The sequence below is a fragment of the Actinobacillus equuli genome (genome assembly GCF_900636745.1).
GTDB lineage: Bacteria > Pseudomonadota > Gammaproteobacteria > Enterobacterales > Pasteurellaceae > Actinobacillus > Actinobacillus equuli.
Genome location: NZ_LR134310.1, coordinates 627555 through 650317, shown reverse-complemented (window position 1 = coordinate 650317; position 22763 = coordinate 627555). Strand labels below are relative to the sequence as shown.

General features: G+C 39.9%; 22 protein-coding genes and 1 other RNA gene. 14 read left to right on the top strand and 9 right to left on the bottom strand.

Features of this window, described 5'->3' with window-relative positions:
- Position 1 precedes the first annotated feature (1 nt).
- The 3 genes from EL121_RS03005 (at position 2) to EL121_RS02995 (ending at position 1232) form a co-directional block, all read left to right on the top strand.
- Positions 2-298 (top strand): hypothetical protein, encoded by a 297-nt coding sequence (locus EL121_RS03005; protein WP_039197600.1) that lies wholly within the window; start codon positions 2-4, stop codon positions 296-298.
- Between the two features lie 172 nt (positions 299-470).
- The gene (locus EL121_RS03000) at positions 471-860 is read left to right on the top strand and encodes a hypothetical protein (RefSeq protein ID WP_052190393.1); all 390 of its coding nucleotides are present in this window, start codon (positions 471-473) and stop codon (positions 858-860) included.
- Between the two features lie 6 nt (positions 861-866).
- The gene (locus EL121_RS02995; RefSeq protein ID WP_039197597.1) at positions 867-1232 is read left to right on the top strand and encodes an Imm8 family immunity protein; all 366 of its coding nucleotides are present in this window, start codon (positions 867-869) and stop codon (positions 1230-1232) included.
- A gap of 494 nt (positions 1233-1726) precedes the next feature.
- Here the strand turns inward: EL121_RS02995 and EL121_RS02985 are convergent, their stop codons facing one another.
- The 7 genes from EL121_RS02985 to EL121_RS02955 all read right to left on the bottom strand — a co-directional run bounded on the left by EL121_RS02985 (position 1727) and on the right by EL121_RS02955 (position 10857).
- Positions 1727-2953, bottom strand: a complete 1227-nt coding sequence (locus EL121_RS02985) for a uracil-xanthine permease family protein (RefSeq protein WP_039197595.1) — start codon at positions 2951-2953, stop codon at positions 1727-1729.
- Between the two features lie 159 nt (positions 2954-3112).
- Positions 3113-6706, bottom strand: coding sequence for a bifunctional proline dehydrogenase/L-glutamate gamma-semialdehyde dehydrogenase PutA (gene putA, locus EL121_RS02980; RefSeq protein ID WP_039197594.1), 3594 nt, complete (start codon positions 6704-6706; stop codon positions 3113-3115).
- Between the two features lie 117 nt (positions 6707-6823).
- Positions 6824-8338 carry a sodium/proline symporter PutP gene (putP, locus tag EL121_RS02975; RefSeq protein ID WP_039197592.1) on the bottom strand — a complete coding sequence of 505 codons (1515 nt, stop codon included), beginning with the start codon at positions 8336-8338 and terminating at the stop codon, positions 6824-6826.
- Between the two features lie 563 nt (positions 8339-8901).
- Positions 8902-9687 carry an IclR family transcriptional regulator gene (locus tag EL121_RS02970; protein ID WP_039197590.1) on the bottom strand — a complete coding sequence of 262 codons (786 nt, stop codon included), beginning with the start codon at positions 9685-9687 and terminating at the stop codon, positions 8902-8904.
- The gene (locus tag EL121_RS02965; protein WP_039197588.1) at positions 9684-10262 is read right to left on the bottom strand and encodes a 5-formyltetrahydrofolate cyclo-ligase; all 579 of its coding nucleotides are present in this window, start codon (positions 10260-10262) and stop codon (positions 9684-9686) included. Before EL121_RS02965 ends, EL121_RS02970 begins: the two co-directional genes overlap by 4 nt.
- Before the next feature lie 24 nt (positions 10263-10286).
- A non-coding RNA gene (gene ssrS, locus EL121_RS02960) (6S RNA) lies at positions 10287-10468 on the bottom strand.
- A 68-nt stretch (positions 10469-10536) separates the two neighbouring features.
- A complete protein-coding gene (locus EL121_RS02955) occupies positions 10537-10857 on the bottom strand; it encodes a cell division protein ZapA (protein WP_039197587.1) in 321 nt (106 codons plus the stop codon).
- Between the two features lie 76 nt (positions 10858-10933).
- Between EL121_RS02955 and EL121_RS02950 the strand changes: the two genes are divergently transcribed.
- From EL121_RS02950 to EL121_RS02935, 4 genes are all read left to right on the top strand, one after another.
- Positions 10934-11485 (top strand): UPF0149 family protein, encoded by a 552-nt coding sequence (locus tag EL121_RS02950; protein ID WP_039197585.1) that lies wholly within the window; start codon positions 10934-10936, stop codon positions 11483-11485.
- Between the two features lie 104 nt (positions 11486-11589).
- A complete protein-coding gene (gene hemE, locus EL121_RS02945) occupies positions 11590-12654 on the top strand; it encodes a uroporphyrinogen decarboxylase (RefSeq protein ID WP_039197583.1) in 1065 nt (354 codons plus the stop codon).
- A gap of 119 nt (positions 12655-12773) precedes the next feature.
- On the top strand, positions 12774-13364 hold the full coding sequence (locus EL121_RS02940) for a YjaG family protein (protein WP_039197582.1): 591 nt from the start codon (positions 12774-12776) through the stop codon (positions 13362-13364).
- A 132-nt stretch (positions 13365-13496) separates the two neighbouring features.
- Entirely contained in the window at positions 13497-13772 is a 276-nt protein-coding gene (locus EL121_RS02935) for an HU family DNA-binding protein (protein ID WP_338029191.1), read from the top strand.
- Between the two features lie 74 nt (positions 13773-13846).
- On the opposite strand, the gene EL121_RS02930 is transcribed toward EL121_RS02935, so the two are convergent.
- Complete coding sequence (locus EL121_RS02930) at positions 13847-14698, bottom strand: thymidylate synthase (RefSeq protein WP_039197579.1); 852 nt, start codon at positions 14696-14698, stop codon at positions 13847-13849.
- A gap of 86 nt (positions 14699-14784) precedes the next feature.
- On the opposite strand from EL121_RS02930, the gene EL121_RS02925 reads away from it, so the two are divergent.
- Both EL121_RS02925 and bioB read left to right on the top strand, forming a co-directional pair.
- Positions 14785-15333, top strand: a complete 549-nt coding sequence (locus EL121_RS02925; RefSeq protein ID WP_039197578.1) for a hypothetical protein — start codon at positions 14785-14787, stop codon at positions 15331-15333.
- Positions 15334-15417: 84 nt separating this feature from the next.
- On the top strand, positions 15418-16428 hold the full coding sequence (gene bioB / locus EL121_RS02920) for a biotin synthase BioB (protein WP_039197577.1): 1011 nt from the start codon (positions 15418-15420) through the stop codon (positions 16426-16428).
- 50 nt (positions 16429-16478) lie between these two features.
- Here the strand turns inward: bioB and cspE are convergent, their stop codons facing one another.
- Positions 16479-16688 (bottom strand): transcription antiterminator/RNA stability regulator CspE, encoded by a 210-nt coding sequence (cspE, locus tag EL121_RS02915; RefSeq protein WP_039197576.1) that lies wholly within the window; start codon positions 16686-16688, stop codon positions 16479-16481.
- A gap of 361 nt (positions 16689-17049) precedes the next feature.
- On the opposite strand from cspE, the gene proQ reads away from it, so the two are divergent.
- The 5 genes from proQ to EL121_RS02890 all read left to right on the top strand — a co-directional run bounded on the left by proQ (position 17050) and on the right by EL121_RS02890 (position 22761).
- Complete coding sequence (gene proQ / locus EL121_RS02910) at positions 17050-17610, top strand: RNA chaperone ProQ (RefSeq protein ID WP_039197575.1); 561 nt, start codon at positions 17050-17052, stop codon at positions 17608-17610.
- Positions 17611-17704: 94 nt separating this feature from the next.
- Complete coding sequence (gene prc / locus EL121_RS02905) at positions 17705-19717, top strand: carboxy terminal-processing peptidase (RefSeq protein ID WP_039197574.1); 2013 nt, start codon at positions 17705-17707, stop codon at positions 19715-19717.
- Between the two features lie 95 nt (positions 19718-19812).
- Positions 19813-21384: a L,D-transpeptidase family protein gene (locus EL121_RS02900; RefSeq protein ID WP_039197573.1), complete on the top strand. Its 1572-nt coding sequence runs from the start codon at positions 19813-19815 to the stop codon at positions 21382-21384.
- 175 nt (positions 21385-21559) lie between these two features.
- Complete coding sequence (locus EL121_RS02895; RefSeq protein ID WP_039197571.1) at positions 21560-22114, top strand: YcbK family protein; 555 nt, start codon at positions 21560-21562, stop codon at positions 22112-22114.
- Positions 22115-22131: 17 nt separating this feature from the next.
- Complete coding sequence (locus tag EL121_RS02890; protein ID WP_039197569.1) at positions 22132-22761, top strand: MBL fold metallo-hydrolase; 630 nt, start codon at positions 22132-22134, stop codon at positions 22759-22761.
- Positions 22762-22763 lie beyond the last annotated feature (2 nt).

The window sequence follows — 22763 nt, the reverse complement described above, 5'->3', positions numbered from 1 at the left end:
TATGGTTGATAATGATATTATACGGCTTAGAATATCTATTCAAAATGCCTTGATAGGGAGAATAACAAAAGATATAAGGGGTATATATATAAAAATTGTGGACAATAATATAATCTTAGATGTTGTAGTTGATGGTTCAGCCAATGATTGGAGTGAAGTAATCTATGAAGTTGGAGCAGAGGTTATAGCTGATTTTGATGAAGGGTACAATATCTATGAGAAATTAATTCGTGTAGATTATCCAAATAAATTATGTTTTAAGGATCATATATGCGTATATAAACGATATGAAGATTAAAGTTAAATATTTCTAAGGCATGGATAGTTCTTGTTTGTAATAAGTCGTGAGGCTTGTTTTATTTGTGAGCGGTCAAATTTCCTAAATCTTTTGCAATTTGCAAATTTCTGGTGAAATTTGACTGCTTGTTTTTTATTGGTTTTGGGCACTCTGCAAGGCTATCTAGGCGAATTTGAAGGCTGAGAATGTTGCGTTATATCCGAAGTTGAAAGAGCAGTTGATACAGGAAAATTTAAGTAACATTGCAAAGCAAAGACCGGAATTAACCCATGCGGCTATAGGAGAAGGAAATTTAACAGAAAAAGGAACATTTACCAGAGCTGAAATTGAAAAACTAGCCAAAGAATGGATTGGAGAAGGTGCTATTCTAAATACTGATGGGGGATTTACAAGCGCTGATGGGTCTAGAAAATATAGACCACCTCAACTTAAAAATCATTCAAAATATGCCCCTACAGGTATTCAAGCAAACTTTGAAAGAATACATCAAGTTTATGATCAAAATAAACGTAGATATGTAGAAAAATCGGAGAGTAATTTACATCTTAATGTTCAGGAGTGATAAATAATGGTTATTGCAGACTTAAAATCTATTAACTATTGTGGGGTTTCATCAAAAAATGAAGCTCAGGAATTAATGCTTGATCCTACAGGATATAATTTAAAGATATCTTTAACTATAGGTGAGAAAGGTAAAGAGGGGGGAGATTATTTTGCAGTAGAAGTCTTTAATACTCAATTAGTAAAATCTGCCCAAATAGTTCTTGCATCTAAAAGTTTTATTGTATGCGATGATATAGATGATATAGATGATATAGAGAGAGAAATCAAATATAAAGTAAATAGTATTTCTGGAAAAGATTGGGAAGACGTTTTAAATAAATTAAGGTACTACTTTGATTGGGAATATGAAAATTTAAAATTTGTTAGTTAAAGGAAGAGGTTTTACAAAATATTCTGATGATAACTAGAGTTGATTATAAAACATTAAAAGCGTGTTTTTTTATGATGCCTATATTTGGTGTCAGAGAAAATTTGAAAATGGAAAAATTACAAAATGGAATAAAGATTTCTCTGAATGGGGCGGGGCTTTAGATAGCTTTGATGGGAGTTTCGATTTGCCAATAGAGAATTTAATGCTAAGTGTTATTTATATTAAATGGAGCAAGACATACCTATAGTCACACTTTAGTGATGAATGATATAGATAAGATTTTATCAGACAATAATCTTGATGATCTCATTTCTGTCTTAGAAGATAGAGGAGAAGCAGGAATTTCTTTATGACTTAAATTTAGTTTTAAATAATAGAGAGATAGAAGAGTAAAATTAGTTGCATTTGTAAGCGGTCAAATTCCCTAACTTTTTTGCAATTTGCAAAATTTTAATGAAATTTGACCGCTTGTTTTATAAGAAGAACGTTAAAAATTATTCTGCTTTTTTAGCCGCTTCTTTTGGGAGAAGTAAGTTCATCACGATTGCGGCGATTGCGCAGAGGCTGATGCCTTTCAGTGAGAATTCGCCAACGTTGATCAGCATGCCGCCGATGCCGAAGGTCATGACTACTGAAACGATACAGAGGTTGCGAGCTTCGCCCATATCCACTTTGGCACGAATTAATGTACTCATACCAACTGCCGCGATAGAACCGAAAACTAACATCATAATGCCGCCCATCACTACGCCTGGGATGGTTTGTAAGAAGGCGCCCACTTTGCCGCAGAATGAAATGGCAATTGCCCAAATAGCGGCAAAGGTCATTACACGTGGGTTAAAGTTTTTGGTGAGCATAACCGCACCGGTAACTTCCGCATAAGTAGTATTTGGTGGGCCGCCTAAAAATGCTGCGGCAGAGGTTGCAACGCCGTCACCTAATAACGTGCGGTGTAAACCCGGTTTATTCATAAAATCTTTACCGGTTACCGAGCTGATCGCCATAATGCCGCCGACGTGTTCGACTGCCGGTGCAAGGGCGATAGGTAATAAGTAAAGAATCGCTTCTAACTTAAATTCCGGCGTGGTGAGTTTCGGTAAGCTAAACCAAGCGGCATTAGTTACCGGGCTAAAATCAATGATGCCGAACACGAGCGAAAGGATATAACCAACCACAATTCCGAACATAATCGGTACTAATTTCATTAAACCTTTGGCAAAGACCGCTACGATAAGTGTGGTGATTAAGGTTGCCATTGAAATCAGTAAGGCGGTATTCGGTTCAATTGTTGTACCTTTACCTAGCGCCATATCAACTGCAGTCGGGGCTAAACCTAAGCCGATAATAATGATTACCGGCCCAACTACCACTGGTGGGAAAAGTTTTTCGAGGATATTTGCCCCTTTCCATTTCACTAATGAACTTAATACGAAGTAAACGAAACCGGTAAATACCAAACCGCCCATGGTGGTTGGGATGCCCCATTGCTGTACGCCGTATTGAATCGGTGCGATAAATGCGAAGGAAGAGGCGAGGAAAATAGGCACTTGACCTTTGGTACAAAGTTGGAAAAGTAGGGTGCCGATACCGGCAGTAAGGAGGGCTGTATTAGGATCTAAGCCGGTAATTAACGGCATTAATACTAAAGCACCAAATGCCACAAATAGCATTTGTAAGCCAACAAACACCTGTTTAGGTGTGCTGATAGTTTGATTTGTCATTTTTGTTTCAACTCTCGGTTTGAATTAACATACGTAAACACTACCTCACGGGATAGTCGGCGCATTATAGCTGAAAAGAAAATGACTTGCTAAACAGAAAATAAAAATCCCCTCAGTTTATTGCTAAGGGGATAAATATTAAGCATGATTTATATCATGCTAATTCATTTCACTCATCAAGGTTGCATTACCACCGGCGGCTGCGGTGTTAATGCTGATCGATTTTTCATGTACCAGCGGTAGCAATGAAAGCGCCAATTCAAGGCTTTCCACATAAGTTAAAATCGCACCGTTACGCTCGGCATAATGTTGACGTTCTTGCGTGGAAAGCGGCTCAAGTACAATCATTACACTTAATGCCGAAAGATTATTGAAGTCGTCTGTTATCATTAAGTATTCGGCAAATTGATGTGCGTATTCCGCTAACGGTGAACCCTCTTTAACCACCGCTTTACTGCCGCATACCGCAATAGCAATCATTGCTTTGATTTGTTCGAGCAGTGAGCCATTACTTACTGCAATCATAGGACGAGCTTCAAAGCGTAAGTAGTTGTTTTCGCCGGTAATGCCCTGCATTTTAAACACTTTTGCAAGCGGTGATTTTGGGCGTAAAGTTTGCAAGAGTGTTAATGCTTCGCTTTGTTGTTCACCGGTAAGTGTTTGGCGAATGGCTTGTGCAAGTTTATCCGTTTCTATAATCGTTTCGCCTTCTAAATCAGCAAGCGTCCAAGCTTCGCTTTTTACCAAACGTTGTAAATAAAGCGGCCCGCCGGCTTTTGGGCCTGTACCGGAAAGTCCCATGCCGCCGAACGGTTGCACGCCGACCACTGCACCGACCGTATTACGATTAACATATAAGTTACCGGCGTGTACTTTGTCGAGCCATTGATTAATGGTGGTATCAATACGACTATGTAAACCGCTGGTTAAGCCGAAACCGGTCGAGTTAATGTCATGAATAATTTGTTCGAATTGGTTGGCATTAAAGCGAATCACGTGTAGTACCGGGCCAAACACTTCATGTTCGATTTGTGAGATATGATCGATTTCAAGTAAGGTTGGCGGCACGAAAATCCCGTTCTGTTCCACCTCCGCTGCAATAGGCACTTGATAGTACGATTTTGCCATCGCTTTCATTTTTTCAATATGCGCTAGTAAGCGACTTTGTGCCGTGCGATCGATTACCGGACCAATATCGGTATTCAGTAATTGCGGTTTGCCGACACGTAACTCCGCCATTGCACCTTTAAGCATTGCTAGAATATGATCGGCAACATCTTCTTGCAGATAAAGTACACGAAGTGCCGAACAACGTTGCCCAGCCGAATCAAACGCCGAGTTAAGTACATCCGCCACCACTTGTTCGCCGAGCGCGGAGCTATCCATAATCAAGGCGTTTTGTCCGCCGGTTTCCGCAATCAGCGGTACGATTTTGGTTTGTTTTTGCAAATTGCGGTTGATGGTTTTGGCAGTTTCGGTCGAGCCGGTAAAAATTACGCCGTCCACTCGAGAATCGGAAGTCAGTTGATTACCGATTTCCGCTCCGCTACCCGGTAAACATTGCAAAACACCTTTTGGAATACCGGCTTGATAGCATAATTCCACCGCATAATGAGCCATTAAGGAAGTTTGTTCCGCCGGTTTCGCCAACACTACATTACCTGCAACTAAAGCGGAGACGACTTCACCGGTAAAAATCGCCAACGGGAAGTTCCACGGGCTAATCGCAACAATAATTCCTCTTGGATTCTGATATGCTTGCGGGTTGCGCTTCACTTCATTTGCATAATAACGGCAAAAATCGACCGCTTCTCTGACTTCGGCAATCGCATTATTCAGCGTTTTACCCGCTTCCCGAACCGCAAGATCGAATAAAGTCGGCATATTGCTTTCCAGTAAATCAGCAAATTTTTCAAGAATCGCAGCTCTTTGCGTCGGTGGAGTAGCTTGCCAAGCTGTCTGATTTTGTTCGGCAATTACAAAAGCTTTTTCGACATCTGATGAGTGAGCGAAAATGACTTCACCGACTTGTTGGGTATTCAATGCCGGATTGAAAATCGGTTTGGCGGTACTACCTTCATAATAACTGTCGGCTAGTAATGGATAAGCTTTGTATTGCACTTTTGCCAACTGATTGAGCTGTGTTTGGAGGCGTTCAAGTTGCACCGCATCGCTGAGATCGTAACCTTGCGAATTAATACGATCGTTAAATAAGCAGCGAGGTAATGGAATTTTCGGGTGCATTGAGCCCGCGGTTTTTTCCGCTTTCAGCACCGGATCTTCGGTTAAGCTTTCGACCGATACTCGCTCGTCAACCAATTGATTGACAAATGAACTGTTTGAACCGTTTTCTAATAAACGGCGAACCAAATAGGCTAATAAGGTTTGGTAAGAACCGACCGGCGCATAAACACGGCATTGAATATCAAGGTTTTCTTTGCCGACCACTTGGTCGTATAAGGTTTCTCCCATACCGTGTAAGCATTGAAATTCAAATTTTTTGCCTTTAGCAAGATAATAAATGGTGGCGAGCGTTTGGGCGTTGTGGGTGGCGAATTGCGGATAAATCACATCTTGGGCGCCAAGTAATTTTTTTGCACAAGCAATGTAATTTAAATCGGTATGCACTTTACGTGAGAAAACCGGATAACCGCTGGCACAGTCTGCTTGCGCTCGTTTGATTTCGGCATCCCAATATGCGCCTTTCACTAAACGAATCATTAGCTTACGTTGTTTTTCTCGAGCTTTTTGAATGAGGTAATCAATCACCGATAAACAGCGTTTTTGATAAGCTTGTACCACGAAACCAATACCTTCAAACCCTGCAAGTGCCGGCTCATCTAATAAGCGGTCGATGAGATCGAGTGAGATTTCTAAGCGGTCAGCTTCTTCGGCATCAATGTTGATGCCGATATCATAGCGTTTGGCAAGTAAACATAAATCACGTAAACGAGGATAGAGTTCTGCAACAACACGATCGTGTTGCGCCAGCGAGTAGCGAGGGTGAATAGCGGAGAGTTTTACCGATATACCGGATGACTGATAAACGCCAAGTCCTTTTGATACCGCACCGACCGCATGTACGGAAGATACATAATCTTGATAGTAGCGCTTGGCATCTTCTTCGGTAAATGCCGACTCACCAAGCATATCGTAGGTAAAGCGGAAGCCTTTGTTAAAACGAGCTTCGCTATTTTTAAGGGCAATTTGAATGGTTTCACCGGTAACGAATTGTTTGCCGAGTAAGCGCATCGCAAAATCCATTCCTTGGCGGATAATCGGTTCTCCGCCTTTATTGATGAGTTGAATAAGCGTTTGGGAAAGTGAAGTTTCAGACAGCGAAAGCACTTTACCGGTAAATACCAGTCCCCATGCGGAAGCATTCACAAACAGAGACGGGCTTTTGCCTATATGCGACTTCCAATCACCTTTTGCGATTTTGTCTTTAATCAGTTTGTCTCGGGTCGCTTGATCGGGAATACGTAGTAAAGCTTCAGCTAAACACATTAAAGCGATGCCTTCTTGGCTTGAAAGCGAAAACTCGTGCATCAATGCATCGACACCACTGGCTTTTTGGCGATTAGCTCGCACCTTTTCGACAAGCTGACGGGTTAGCGCTTTAATATTCGGTTGATGCTCATCCGTTCTTGCTTCGGTTAAAAGCTGCTGCACAAGTTCGGTCTCATCAATGCGATAGTGTTGGCTAAGAGTAGGGCGAATCGAAGTGTTAGGGAGAAGATGATATTGTTGCATAATAGGCTCCTCGGTATGTTGTGTTAGCTTGTTAACAAGCGGTCGTTTTTGTCATATTTTTTACATAACGCCAAACAAAAAAGCGATTCACTGTTAAACAGCAAATCGCTTTTGTTTTTATTTTACTTCGTCTAAATAAGACTTATCGGCTCGTTCGAAAGTTTCGATAACGTCTTTACTTGGTGCCGGTGTGATAAGTGAGATAATCACGATGGTAAACATTGCACTGATAAAGCCCGGAATCATCGAATACATTTCAGGCAGTGAAAGCGCTACGGTTAAGTCTTTCCAGAAATAAACGATTAATGCCCCGGTTAACATACCGGCAATCGCACCAAAGCCGTTCATACGTTTCCAGAAGAGTGACAGTAATACGACAGGGCCAAATGCCGAGCCGAAGCCCGCCCAAGCGTCTTTGACCAATGCAAATACTTGGCTGTTCGGATCTTGTGCAATGTAAATGGCAAGCGCCGCTACGGCAAGCACCATTACTCGACCAAGCCAGACTAATTCTTTATCCGTTGCAGACGGGCGAATAATACCTTTATATAAGTCTTCGGTAATTGCACTCGAGCAAATTAAAAGTTGTGCTGAAAGCGTACTCATTACTGCCGCTAAGATCGCTGATAATAAAATACCGGCAATCCAAGGATTGAATAATAATTTTGCCAGTTCAATAAAGATTTGTTCATTATTTTGGTTAACGACTTGGGCATTTTCCGGGAATTTAAAGAAGTATGCCATACCGAAATAACCGATACCGATAGCGCCGGCAAGGCAGATAACCATCCAAGTCATACTGATGCGGCGTGCATTCTCAAGAGATTTGACACTTTCCGCCGCCATAAAGCGCACTACAATGTGCGGTTGACCGAAATAACCTAAGCCCCATGCTAATAAGCTTAATACGCCGAGGACGGTTGTGCCGGTAAACATATCATTGTAATTTTTATTGGCAGCAACTTCGGCAAGCGCAATGCTTTCTTGCATCGCCTCAATGCCGCCTACGTTTAAGATAACGAAAACAGGCGTTAAGATCAGTGCAAATAACATCAGTGAAGCTTGAATCGTATCCGTCCAACTTACAGCTAAGAAACCACCGATAAAAGTGTAGAGAATGGTTGCAACTGCACCATACCAAATAGCATCGGCGTAAGGTACACCGAATAGATTTTCAAAAACTCGCGCGCCCGCTACTACGCCTGAGGCACAGTAAACCGCAAAAAAGAGTAGGAAAATAACCGCAGATAGGATTTTGATCAGTTTGGTTTTATCACCAAAACGATTATGAAAGTATTCGGGTAAGGTTAGTGCATCGCCACTGTGTTCCGTATGAGAACGTAGACGGCCTGCAACTAATTTCCAGTTTAGGTAAGCACCGATGGTTAAGCCGATCGCTAACCAGCCTTCAATTAAGCCGCCAGCATAAATCGCACCCGGTAAGCCCATCAAAAGCCAGCCTGACATATCGGACGCTCCGGCGGATAATGCCGTCACAAAGCTACCTAAACGGCGACCACCTAAGATGTAGTCCGAAAGGTTATTGGTAACACGATAGGCGATAAAACCGATTAAGATCATTCCAATGATATAAATCAGGAATGTGGTCGTGGTAGGATCAAATCCAAACATAGTTATTCCTCTTATTCTTTCTATGTTTTCGTTAGCACAAAAAGGGCGAATTATAGCAAAAAATATCGGTAAAATGAATTTCTATCGCTATTTTCCGCATTTCTATGCGGCTTATATCGAGATAAATAAAATTATTGTTGTTTGTTGATAACCTATACAACCTGACTATAACTAATTTGCAAACGTTTGCAACAATTTTTTTACATTTTATAGCAAAAAATGATCGTTTTTTTAACGAATTTAGTTCGCTTTTTATCTGATTTTTTACGATGGGATTAACAGTTGTACACAGGCAATACTTGTCAAGCGGATTTACAAGAAATATTTTTAAAAATTTTTATCAAAAGGACTAGTCAAAACTTAACTTATTGATTTTCAAAGAAATGTTATTTTGTGCTCAATTTTGAGTGAAAGTGATAGAGGCTAGGTTTTATCTAGGGTTAGCTTGTTTTTCAAAAAGAAATCCACAAAGTTATCCACAGAGATTGTGGATAGAAAAAATACCTGAATATAAAATCAGATCTTCGTGGAATTTTTGCAAAATTCGTTGAAGATCTGACCGCTTATTCCCCTTGCCAGCCTAATTCTTCTGAAATTTTTTGTGCAGTAGTGCGAAGTGCCGGATAAAGAACATCGAAGCCAAGCTGGCTCAAGCGTGCGGTTGATAAGGAGATGGAGACTGCATAATTTACTTTTCCTTGGTTATCAAAAATAGGACAAGCAATACAAGATACGCCTAATTCATTTTCTTCATCATCCATTGCAAATTGTTGTTGGCGGATCTTGGCTAATTCGGCTTCCATTTCCGGAATTGTGGTAATCGTATTTGCGGTAAGTTGGCGAATGATGTCATGCTTTTGTTGCCAATATTGCGGGATATATTCAGCTTTATCATAGGCTAAGAATAACTTACCCATACCTGAGCAATATAATTGTAATCTTTGCCCGATATAAGCCCTGGTTTTCATCATACCGGTGGTCGGTTCGAGTTTATAGATCAAAATCGCATGATTGCCTTCACGTATCGCAAAATTAACCGTTTCACCCAATTTGAGATTAAGTGCTTCAAGGTGAGGAGCGGCAATGTGCAGAATGTTCAATGAACTTAATGCACGTTGACCAATAGCAAGACATTTCGTGGTAAGACGGTAGCTGCCGGTAGTAGGCGCAGGGCGAACGAAGCCTTCTTGTTGTAAGCTTTGTAATAAACGATGCACGGTACTTTTATTTAATTGGGCAAGTTCGGAAAGCTGAGCGAGCGGGCAGCCGTTCGGATATTGAGAAAGTAACTCAAGTAGTTTTAATCCTCTTACCAGCGTTTGGCTTCCTGATGATTCTTTTTCTGTCATTCTGTGTCTCCTAATATCAGATGATTGAGCGGCATATCCCAAGGCTCGACAGGAAGTTGTTCGATTAACTGGCAACGATAAGCTAATCCGACACTAATGGCTTGAGTTTGAGCGAGAGTTCGATCATAAAAACCGCCTCCATAGCCTAAGCGATTTAGCTGGCTATCGCAAGCGAGAAGCGGGGTAAAGATCATCTCTAATTCTTCAAGCGGCTTTAGCTGACGAATATCAAGTTTAGGCTGCTGCATACCGAATGCATGGCGTTCAAGTTGAGAAGACGGATGGTATTGCAGAAAAAGTAGATTACCGGGACTAAAAGGATGTAATACCGGCAGATAAATCGATTTACCTTGTTCAGCGAGGTGTTGCATTAGCGGTAGCGGTGAAATTTCTGCTTTAAATGGCAAATAGAAAGCAAGATGAGAGGCTTGATAATAATCAATCAAAGAAAGCGCCTGAGGGATAAGATTTAATGAAGCTGTAATTTGTTGATGTGTGGTAAGCTCAAGCCGTTTGGCTCGCATTTGATTTCGTATGAATTGACGAGTTTCTCGCCGAGATTGACTTGTTTGCATATTGAAATACCAAACAGAGAAATGAAAGAACCCGAAGTGCCGCCACCGGTGGTGGTCCTTGAACCAGACGGTTCAAGGGAGTCGAACTTAAGCGCCTTTAGGCTTCTTACTCAAGGTAAGCTTGCTCACCAGCAATTAGATGTCCAACTCAAAGTTTTCAATTATCGGCTCAGGGACGTAACCAGTCACGCACACCCCAGGCAAGAGTTATACTAACGGAAATTGAGAATTTTTCCTAGTCTTGAATTTAGAAAAATTCGCAAACGATCAGCTTTTAAACATTTTCTTGATTAATTGCAACCGATGTATTGGTTTGTAATTTATTTAATGAGCTATCGAGTTGTTGGATACAAGATTCTAATACCGCTTTATTATTCGCATTTTTTTGCTTTTCTTGCTCCAGTTCATAATTTAGGTTTAAGGCAACAATCGCTAAGACTTTTTCAAGCTGAATAATACCGGATTGTTCTTTTAATACCGCCACGCGTTCTTCCAAACGTTGCGCGGAAGCAAGTAAATTGTGTTGTTGATCCGGTGGACAATGTAAACGAAGCACCTGCCCAAAAATTTGAACTTCAATATAATTTGCCGACATAGTCGCGAAATCCTCACAAGTAATATAAATTTTTTGCTATTATGCCATTCTTTGACAGAATCACAAATAAGACACTATGGCTATTACACAATCAAATGAATTTAATCAATTAATCGCACAACTTCAAATTGCTGAAACAGCGGCGGAAGTACACGGTTTTTTAAGTGGATTAATTGCAGGTGGCGTACAAGATGAATCTTGGAAAACCTTAACTTACCAATTTTTAAATGACGGTCATGCCTTTTCGCAAGCGCCTTTAGCGGTGTTAACTGATTTTTATCAGCAATTGACCGAAAGTTTTGATGAGGCCAATACGTTATTCTCGCTTTGGACTCCAAGTAATGAAGATGGTTTCGCACTAGCGGATGCGATTGCAGAGTGGACGAGCCAATTTTTATTAGGTTTAGGCTTAGCGCAACCCAAATTAAGTCGTGAGACGGATGAGATTGGTGAGGCTTTAGATGATTTAGAAGAAATATCTAAATTAGGTTACAATGAAGACGATGATAATAATGAATTGTTAGAAGCGGGAGAAGAAGTGGTGGAGTATCTTCGAGTGCTTACGCTCTTCTTGCACAGCCACTTTGCGTTGAATGTGAAAACAGCCGAAAAACCACAAATTCACTAATCCCAATGAGTTATATACAAGCGGTGGCTTTGTGGCAAAATTTTGCAAATTTTTCGTGAAATTTAACCGCTTATTTATATAGAACCGATTACACAAGGAATATTATGAGCCAATTAAAAAATGATCGTTATTTAAGAGCATTACTACGCGAACCTGTGGATATGACTCCGGTATGGATGATGCGTCAAGCAGGTCGTTATCTACCGGAATATAAAGCGACTCGTGCAGAAGCCGGTGATTTTATGTCTTTATGCCGCAATGCGGATTTAGCGTGTGAAGTGACTTTACAGCCGTTACGTCGTTATGCGTTGGATGCGGCGATTTTATTCTCTGATATTTTAACTATCCCGGACGCAATGGGTTTAGGTTTAAGTTTCGGCGCGGGAGAAGGTCCTAAATTTGCTCGTCCGATTGAAACTAAAGCACAGGTAGAAAACTTACCGATTCCGGATCCGGAAGGCGAATTGCAATATGTAATGAATGCAGTGCGTACGATTCGCCGTGAATTAAAAGGCGAGGTGCCGTTAATCGGTTTCTCCGGTAGCCCATGGACATTAGCTACTTATATGGTGGAAGGCGGTTCAAGCAAGGCGTTCACCAAAATCAAAAAAATGATGTATGCGGATCCGCAAATTTTACACGCATTATTAGATAAATTAGCCGATAGCGTGATTTTATATTTAAACGCACAAATCAAAGCCGGCGCGCAAGCAGTGATGGTTTTCGATACTTGGGGCGGTGTATTGGCGCATAACGAATATAAAGAGTTCTCGCTACGTTATATGCATAAAATCGTGGACGGTTTAATTCGTGAAAATGACGGTAGAAAAGTACCGGTAACCTTATTTACAAAAGGTGGCGGCTTATGGTTGGAAGCGATTGCGGAAACCGGCTGTGATGCGGTAGGTTTAGACTGGACGATTGATATCGCTGATGCTCGTCGTCGTGTCGGACACAAAGTTGCACTACAGGGTAATATGGATCCGAGCGTATTGTATGCGCAGCCGGAACGTATTGAGCAGGAAGTGAAACAAATCTTAGCCGGTTTCGGTCAAGGCTCCGGTCATGTGTTCAATCTCGGACACGGGATTCATCAAGACGTGCCGGAACATAGTCCGAAAGTATTTGTGGATGCGATTCACGAGTACTCAAAGCAATACCATAAGTAATCTCATAGCCGGTTTGCCTTAAACAAGCGGTTAAATTTCGGGAAAATTTTGCAAAAAATTATGAAAATCCGACCGCTTGTATTTTGGAAAATCAGCTTAGTTTAACGAAAGAGGGAAAAATGAGAAATCCTATTCATAAACGTATGGAACGTTTTGAGTCTTGGCAACATCTAACGTTTATGGCGTGCCTTTGCGAAAGAATGTATCCGAATTATCAGCTGTTTTGTGAGGTGACTGAACAGCCGGAAAAAGCCAAGGTATTCCAAAATGTTCTCAACTTAGTTTGGGAGTTTTTAACGGTTAAAGGTGCAAAGATTAACTTTGATAATCAGCTGGAAAAATTAGAAGAAATTATTCCGGATGTGAACGATTATGACTTTTTTGGTGTCTTACCCGCACAAGAGGCGTGTGAAGCGCTTTCTGAATTATTACATAGTCTAATTGCCGGTTCGACCTTAGAACAAGCGATTCGCATTAGCCAAATTTCATTAGGTACGGTGGCAAGCTATTTAGAAATGCAGCAAGACCGTGAATTAAATGAACAAGAGCTTAAAAATGCGGAAGAAATTCAAGATGAACTTGATGTACAGTGGCAAGTTTATCGTTTGCTTAATGAGTGTGAAGAACGTGATATTGAACTCATTCTTGAATTAAAAAATGAGATTCGCAGTAGCGGAATTAGTAATATTGGGTTAAAATTTAATCAATAAATCAACTTCCCCATATAATGCTGCATTATTCACTTTGAGAATATCTCAGTTTGAATTAAGCTAGCGGGGCGTTATGCAACAAGTTTCAGGCGGGTTAACGCCATTTATCTAAATAAAATCTTAGAGGATACAATTATGAACAAAACTGAGTTAATCGATGCAATCGCAGCAGGTGCAGAGTTAAGCAAAAAAGATGCTAAAGCAGCATTAGAAGCTACTTTAGAAGCGATCTCTGAAAGCCTCAAAAAAGGTGATGCAGTTCAATTAATCGGCTTCGGTACGTTTAAAGTAAATGAGCGTAATGCACGTACTGGTCGTAACCCACGTACTGGTGAAGAAATCAAAATCGCAGCAGCTAAAGTACCAGCGTTTGTTGCAGGTAAAGCGTTAAAAGATTTAGTGAAATAATTCTTTTTAAAATTTCAAAAAAAAAAGCCTAGACTGTACAAGTTCTAGGCTTTTTTATTGCTATTTTTTAAATGTTAGACTGCGAACGGATATTGAATGCTTGGATGATATTCGTAGCCTTCTACTTTGAAATCATCAAGCGTCACCCAAGTTTCTAAGTCTTGCAATGATTTGATTTCCGGATTAATCCAAAGTTTAGGTACACTTAACGGCTCTCTTTTCAATTGTACATCACGCATTAATTCCAATTGGTCTTCATAAATATGCGCATTGACGATTTTATGAAATGCTTGTCCGGCTTTGTGTCCGGTAATTTGTGCCATTAAAGCTAGGAATGTGTAACATTGGATCATGTTCCAGTTTAAGCCTAACGGCACATCGGCAGAACGTTGCGTACTGTTTAAATAAAGCGTGCCGTCTAAAAGCGAGAAATGATGGCTATATAAGCAAGGACGTAAACAGCCCATATGAAATACACCCGGATGATAAAAAGTATAAATCTCACCTCGATTATCTACACCTTTTTTTAGGTCATCGACAATTTGACGCAGTAAATCAATCGAACCACCGTCCGGCTTAGGAAAGTTACGACCTACTGCACCATAAACCAATCCCATATCATCTTCACCTTTACGGTATGGATTTGCTAGCCAAGCGGCATTTTGATTGGCATTCGCGTCCCATGATTTTGTACCCAGATTACGGAAGTCAGCCGCATTATCGTAACCGCGAATATAGCCGAGTAATTCGGCAATTGCCGCTTTCCAGAAGCTGCGACGAGTAGTGACTAACGGAAATTCACCGTTAGCAACATCATAAGTTAAATCCGCATTGATAACAGTTAAACAACGCTTACCAGTGCGCTCATTCTCTACCCATTTCCCTTCGTTTACGATACGATGACATAAATCTAAATACTGTTTCATGATTACCTCTTAAAAAAATTTAGGTAATTTTGCCATTTATTCGTTAAAATAGATAATAAATTTTATAAAGCGATAAGGAGTGCGATATGAAAAACATCATTAAAACTATGTTGGTTGGTTTAACCTTAGCCGTATTAGCCGCTTGTTCTACAAAAAGTGGTTGGACTCGTTTAAGTGATTCTGAGATTGATCAGAAATCTTATGCGATTGCTTATGGTGCGACTGCACAAACTTACGCTGATCGAGTAAATGAAAGTTACGATATTGATTCATTTATGAATGGGGTAAATGACTGGTACAGCAAAAAAGTGAAAATGCCGGTTGAACAGATTCGCGCGATGATTTTAAATCGTATGATGGATCACAATATCTATGCCTATTATAGTGGCGTACTTTATGCCGCCGATCTACAAGGTAATTTTAACCATTTAGATCCGGAATGTTGGAACTTAGTTCAAACGCCAAGCATGAGCCAAGGTATTCATGATGCAATGTTAGATATTCAAAAAAACAAAGTACGTAGTGATGAATATATCCATAACGGTGTTGAACAGATTCTCCACCTTTGCGTAAAGACTATGGCGGAAGATGAGAATAAAGCAAAAGGCACTAAAGCTAAGAAATCTGCGAAATAATTAATTTGTTAAGCGGTCAATTTTCTCTGAAATTTTGCAAAAAATAGAGAGAATTTGACCGCTTTTTGTAGTTAAGGAGATAAGATGACTACTTATAATTTACGTTTAAAGGCAAAGAGTGAATTAACCCCACATCCGACAGCACAATATTGGCGAAAATGCCAAGTGGAGGAACTGTTTGCGATGCCTTTTATGGAACTAGTGTTTAAAGCGGCACAAGTGCATAGAGAAAACTTTGATCCGCAAGCGATTCAATTATCTACGTTACTTTCGATAAAAACAGGCGGTTGTCCGGAAGAATGTGAATATTGTCCTCAGTCTGCTCGCTATGATACCGGACTTGAAAAGCAAGTGATGATGGATGTAGAAGACATTGTCGAGAAGGCAAAAATTGCGAAAGCACGAGGCGCAAGTCGCTTTTGTATGGGCGCAGCTTGGCGCGGTCCGAAGCCGAAAGACATTAAAGTCGTTTCCAATATTATTAGTGCGGTTAAGGCATTAGGCTTAGAAACGTGCGGTACCTTCGGTTTACTTGAAGAGGGGATGGCGGAAGATTTAAAACAAGCCGGATTAGATTATTACAATCATAATTTAGATACTGATCCGGAACGTTATAGCAAAATTGTGCATACACGTAATCATGATGATCGGATGGATACGCTTGGTAAAGTGCGCCATGCCGGTTTAAAAGTATGTTGTGGTGGGATTGTCGGCATGAACGAAACGCGTCCTGAGCGTGCTGGGCTTATTGCAAGTTTAGCCAACCTTGATCCGCAACCTGAAAGTGTGCCGATTAACCAATTAATTAAAGTAGAAGGTACACCGTTGGAAGACGCTGAGGATCTAGATTGGACAGAATTTGTTAGAACGATTGCGGTTGCCCGTATTACAATGCCGAAAAGTTATGTGCGTTTATCAGCAGGTAGAACCGCAATGCCGGAAGCGATGCAAACATTGTGTTTTATGGCGGGCGCCAATTCGATTTTCTATGGTGAGAAGTTGTTAACGACTTGCAATCCGGAAGAAGATTCCGACCGCTTGTTAATGGATAAATTGGATTTGTATCCGTTGGCGTATGAGCCTAGTGACGTATAATAAAAAAGCCAGCAAGAGCTGGCTTTAAAATTTTAATAAGCATTTTAAGATTAAAGTGCTTTCACGTTTACCGCTGAAGGACCACGATCAGAATCTTGTACTTCAAATTCAACTTTTGCACCTTCTTCTAAAGTACGGAAGTTTGAACCAACAATACCAGAGAAGTGAACGAAAATATCTTTACCGCTTTGATCCGGAGTGATAAAACCGAAACCTTTAGTTGAATTGAACCATTTAACGATACCTGTTGCTTTAGACATAGGATTTTCCTTATAAAAATTTGATAAAAAGAATTGCTACACGTTTATTTGGAGATTAGAGATTTATCGGTGAAGAACTCTCGGAAAATCGAAATGATTTATAGAAAGGAAAACAACATAGAAAGAATCGAACTAATAACGCTACGAGAGCAAGACGATTAGAACACCAATTAGTCATTAAAGCAAATGTTTTTTTATTATTTACGAAACCTAAAGGAATATTCTTGTCTAACATGAACTCGTAGTCGAAAGATTTTGATTTTATATGGACTAGCTTCCTTAAATAAAATATAGTAACGAGCCGAGGCTTCGTATTAAGCTAAACATTTATCTAGACTTAAATTTTAACAGAGAAAACATTATGTCAGAACAACAAGTAAAAACGCAAAATGGCAATAAAACAAACCCAAGTGTGAAGGAAGTAATTGCATATTTAGCGGATAAATTTCCGCTTTGTTTTAGTATTGAAGGAGATGCTAAACCATTAAAAGTCGGCCTTTTTCAAGATTTAGCCGAAGCTCTGGTAGATGATGAAAAAGTGAGTAAAACATTATTACGTCAAGCATTACGTACTTATACGATGAGCTGGCGTTACCTTGCAGCTTGTAAAGCTAATGCGCAACGTGTCGGTTTACAAGGTGAAGAAGCCGGTATTGTGGATGAAGCACAAGCCGAGCATGCTGCACAGTCATTAGCGGTTGCGAAAGAAGCTTATGCAGCTCGTAAAGCTGAACAAAGAAAAGAACAACGTAAAGAACAGCGCAAAGAATTCTTCAAGAAAAAAGCGCGTGAAGAAAAGCCTAAAAAACGTGTTGATGTGCGTGTGAAAAAAGCACCGCGAATTTCTAAGGAAGCTTCAGCGAAAGCAACTGCAGAAAGCCTTGCTGCATTAACGAATAAATTTAGTAAAGGTAATAAATAATTCTAGTCTTTAAGTGATAAGGATAAGCGGTGAGAGTTGTTAACACCGCTTATCCTATTTACTTGGGCATACCTCATAATGAATTAGGATTTTTATGAAAATTAATAAGCTTAGCCGACTCATTGCACTGTGTCTTGGTTCTATGATGGGTACTGCATTTGCAGTTGAACCTCAGATTAAAGAAAGTGCATTAGTTACCCCTAAACCAACAGAACAACATAGTCTTTCTACTAAACGTGTTACCGCACGTTTAACTCAGTCTCATTACCATAAATTTAAATTAGATGATGAGTTCGCAAATAAGATTTTTAATCGTTATATCGATTGGTTAGATGGCACGCACAATACTTTTTTACAATCTGAAATCGATGCGATGCGTGCGAAATACGCAACAAAGCTAGATGAAGAATTGTATGAAGGTAAATTAGATTCTGCATTTGAAATCTATGATCTTATGACAAAGCGTCGTTATGAACGCTATAAATATGCCCTTTCACTTTTAGATAAAGAACCTGATTTAAAAGGTACGGATCAAATTGAAAATGAGCGAGATAAAGCACCTTTCCCAATAACTTCGGAAGAGGCGGATAAATTATGGGAACAGCGTGTTAAAAACGACATTATCAGCTTGTACCTTAAAGATAAAAAATGGCCGGAAATTAAAAAGACATTAACTAAACGTTATAACTTAGCGATTAAGCGTCTTACGCAAATAAAAGCGGATGATATTTTACAAACGTATTTAAATGCTTTTGCACGTGAAATTGATCCGCATACTAGCTATTTATCCCCCCGAGCGGCTAAAGCATTCCAAGAAAGCATGAATCTTTCGTTAGAAGGTATCGGTGCGACACTTGCTATGGAAGATGATGTTACTTCAATTAAATCGCTAGTACCGGGTGCGCCGGCGGCTCGCAGCAAGAAGATTGCAGTAGGTGACAAAATTGTCGGCGTAGGTCAAGAAAAAGGCGAAATCGAAGATGTAATCGGTTGGCGTTTAGATGACGTTGTTGACAAAATCAAAGGTAAAAAAGGCAGTAAGGTTCGTTTAGAAATCGAGCCGGAAAAAGGTGGAAAAACGAAAGTTATTACTTTAACTCGTGATAAAGTTCGCCTTGAAGATAGTGCTGCGAAGTTAACCGTTGAAAAAATTGCAGGTAAAAATATTGCTGTCATCAAAATTTCGACATTCTATATTGGTTTAACCAATGATGTTCGTAAATTATTAGATGATATGAAAACTAAAAAAGCTGACGGTTTAATTATCGATTTACGTGAAAACGGCGGCGGTTCATTAACGGAAGTTGTGGAATTAACGGGGCTATTTATTAAAGATGGACCGGTTGTTCAAGTTCGTGATGCTTTCAATCGTATCAAAGTCCACGAAGATCCGGAGGCGGATAAGTCACTTTATGATGGCAAAATCATGGTAATGATTAACCGTCATAGTGCGTCGGCGTCAGAGATTTTTGCTGCAGCGATGCAAGATTACAATCGTGCAATTATTGTCGGCCAACAAACTTTTGGTAAAGGTACGGTTCAACAAAGTCGTTCGTTAAACTTTGTGTACGATTTAGATCAAGAACCGTTAGGTTTTATTCAATATACGATTCAGAAATTCTATCGTATTGACGGTGGAAGTACTCAGTTAAAAGGTGTTGAAGCTGATATCAAGTTCCCTGAAGTAATTAATGCAGAGAAAACCGGTGAAAGTTTTGAAGATAACGCATTGCCATGGGACAAGATTCCGGCGGCGACTTATCATGCGGCAGGTCATGCGCGTGATGCGGTTTCTGCTTTAACTTCTAAGCATGAAGAGCGCATTGCGAAAGATCCTGAATTTGTAGCATTAAATGAAGATATTACAATTCGTAAAGAAAGGGATGCACGTAAATTTACATCACTTAACTTAGCGGAGCGTCAAAAGGAAGATAAAGCGGATGAAGCGAAACGCTTAAAAGATCTGAATGCTCGTTTTGCTCGAGAAGGTAAAAAGCCATTAAAAGATATTGATGCTTTACCTAAAGATTATGAAGCACCGGATTTCTTTTTGAAAGAAGCTGAGAAAATGATGGTCGATTGGCTAGAAATTGATAAAAAGTCATAAAATCGATTATAATGTATTAATTCAACTGCCGCTTAACCAGAGTTAAGCGGTCTGTTTTTTATGACTTTTTACAATCTCGGTTCTAAGGATTTAGTATGAATAAGGTGAAAACCTTTAAATTGTTGCCGGTTCTTATGTTTTCTGGCATGGCTATGGCGGAAACCGTTCCGGTTGCAGCAGTTGCTTCGGTACAGCCGAATGTTGCAACGGTACCCATTGCACAAGATGCAATTTTGCCTCAATTAAGTTTTGCTGCTCAGCAAGCGCGGGCGGCAGAGTTGGCAAAACGCGCGGATTATGCATTTGAGCAAGAGCAAATTCGCCAAGAAGAAGCTAGAAAGTTAGCGGAAGCAGAAGCAAAATTACAGCAGGTTGTAGGTGCTAATACATTACTATTAAGCAAAACAACCGCCAAAGTGTATTTAGATAATGCTTTTGCTAATATGTGGAATGACAAAGCGGCAGAAAAGCAATTCATCAAAGAATATGCATTGTTAGCGGCCAGCGGAGTATCTGCTAAATCGGCAAAAGCGTTAGAACAGATACTAAATCAGCCGGAAGGACAAGTTCGTGATATGTTATTAACGGATAGCTTTTTAGACTATCTATACTATAACAAGAATGTCTTTAAGAATGCGAACCAATGGTTATATAACTTAGGCAGTTATACACCAAAGTCGCCAAATGAAGAGCAGATTAATCAATGGATAAATGCCGTTCAAGAAGGACGTTCAGGGCAATTTATTGCTAATTTAGTGCCTCGTAATCACATTTATCAAGAAACTGCGCAGCGTGTATTGTCTATGTCAGAGCTGGGCAATGCGAAAAAAGCTACAAAAGCGAAGAAAGCAAAAGTGGCTGAAACTGGTGCTACAACGACGACAGGTAACGATACGTTTTATAAGTTAGCATTAAATGCGCAACGTTTACGAATTATTCCAAGTTTTAATAACGGTATTTTCGTTAATATTCCTAGTTACCAATTATTTTACTTCCGTGATGGTCAGCTGGCGTTACAATCGAAAGTAATTGTTGGTCGTGATGACCGCCGTACACCGGTAATGTATAGCAAGCTAAGCAATGTTGTTGTTAACCCACCTTGGAATATTCCGCCGACAATTTTGACCAAAGATATCATACCGAAGTTAGCTAAAAATCCGGGGTTTGCGGATTCTGCCGGCTATGAAATTTTTGATGGTAATGGTAATAAAGTTAATCCTCGCAGTGTGAATTGGGCGCAGTATGTGAATAGTAAAAATCTTCCTTACCGTATTCGTCAAAAAGCTGGCGATGATAGTGCACTGGGTCGTTTTAAATTTAATATGCCAAGTTCGGATGCGATTTATTTACATGATACACCAAACCGTGGTCTATTCGGTAAAACGGATCGAGCGTTAAGTTCCGGGTGTGTACGTGTTGAGCGTTCAGATGATTTAGCAAGTATCTTATTAAAAGAAGCTGGCTGGAGCATGGACAAAAAACAAAAAGTATTAGCAAGTCAGAAAACGACTTCCGCGAATATTCGTTCGGACAATCCGGTTTATTTATACTATGTTACTGCATGGGTAGAGAATGGGAAGGTATATACGTTACCTGATATCTATAAATTTGATGCAACGATTCCGAAGAATGCAGTAAGTTGGAATAAAGTGAAAAGTGTGATCTAATTCACAAATATAAAAATTTCCGAGAAGTAAGGCTTGCTTCTCGGAACTTTCTTTTTTAGAGTTAGCCTAAAAGGCTTATGAACAATAAGCCTTTATTTATGTATGGCTGATAGTAAATTATTCGAATTGAGTAATCTACTATCAATCATTACTCGTGATAATGAGGAAAAATTCAATGAATCAAACTAATGTTCAACGCCGTAAGTGGTTATCGCTCGGTGGTCTTGTTTTAGGGGCAAGTTTATTGCCAGGTAAAGTAATGGCAGCGCTTTCAACCCCAGCTCCGTTAGCGTTACGTTTCCGAAATATTAATACGGGTGATGCTTATGCGGTTAAATTTCACGGTGGTTATTTATCAGTGGCGGATCTACATCAATTAAATCATTTGATGCGTGATCGCCATACTAACCAAATTAAACGAATTGACCCTATGTTATTCGTTAAATTAAATCAAATTCAACAACGTTTAGGTTTTCGTAATGCGGAAATTTTAGTGTTAAGCGGTTATCGTTCAGCTCAAACGAACGCAAGAATGCATAGAACACAGCGTGGCGTAGCAAGCAATAGTTACCATATTCGTGGACAAGCGGTTGACTTTAGAGTATCTGGCGTACCGCTTGCAAAAGTGAAAGCAGCGGCAGAGAGCTTGCATAATGGCGGGGTTGGTTATTATCCTCGTAGTAATTTTGTTCATGTAGATACCGGTCCTGTTCGTACTTGGCGTGGTTAGGTAAGCGGTCAAATTTTATGTTTAATTTACAAATTATCCCGGTAAGTGCTTTTCAGCAAAATTGTAGTGTTATTTGGGATGATAATAAGAATGCCGCAATTATTGATGCGGGTGATAATGCGGATAAAATCATTCAGTTTGTTGAATCACAAAACTTGAATGTACAAAAATTGTTACTTACACATGGTCATTTAGATCATATTATGGCGGTTGAAAAAGTACGAGAGCACTTTGGTGTAGAAGTGTATGGTTCTCATATTGATGATAAGCCGTTATTTGAACAACTACCGCAAATGTGTGAAATGTTCGGTCTTCCTCCGGTGAAAGCATTCTTACCGGATTATTGGTTAAATGAAAATGATGTAGTTGAAGTAGGTTCGTTACGTTTTAGCGTTCGTCATTTGCCGGGGCATGCACCGGGACATATCGGTTTTTTTGATTTTGAAAATAAAATCGCTTTTAGCGGTGATGTGTTATTTAAAGACAGTATTGGACGTACCGACCTTTATATGGGCAGTTTAGACGTGTTGCTCAATACGATTCGTACCAAAATGTTTGATTTGGATGATGATTTTATTGTCGTTGCTGGTCATGGTCCTCACACCACAATCGGGCGTGAGAAACTGCATAATCCATTCTTAAAATAGTT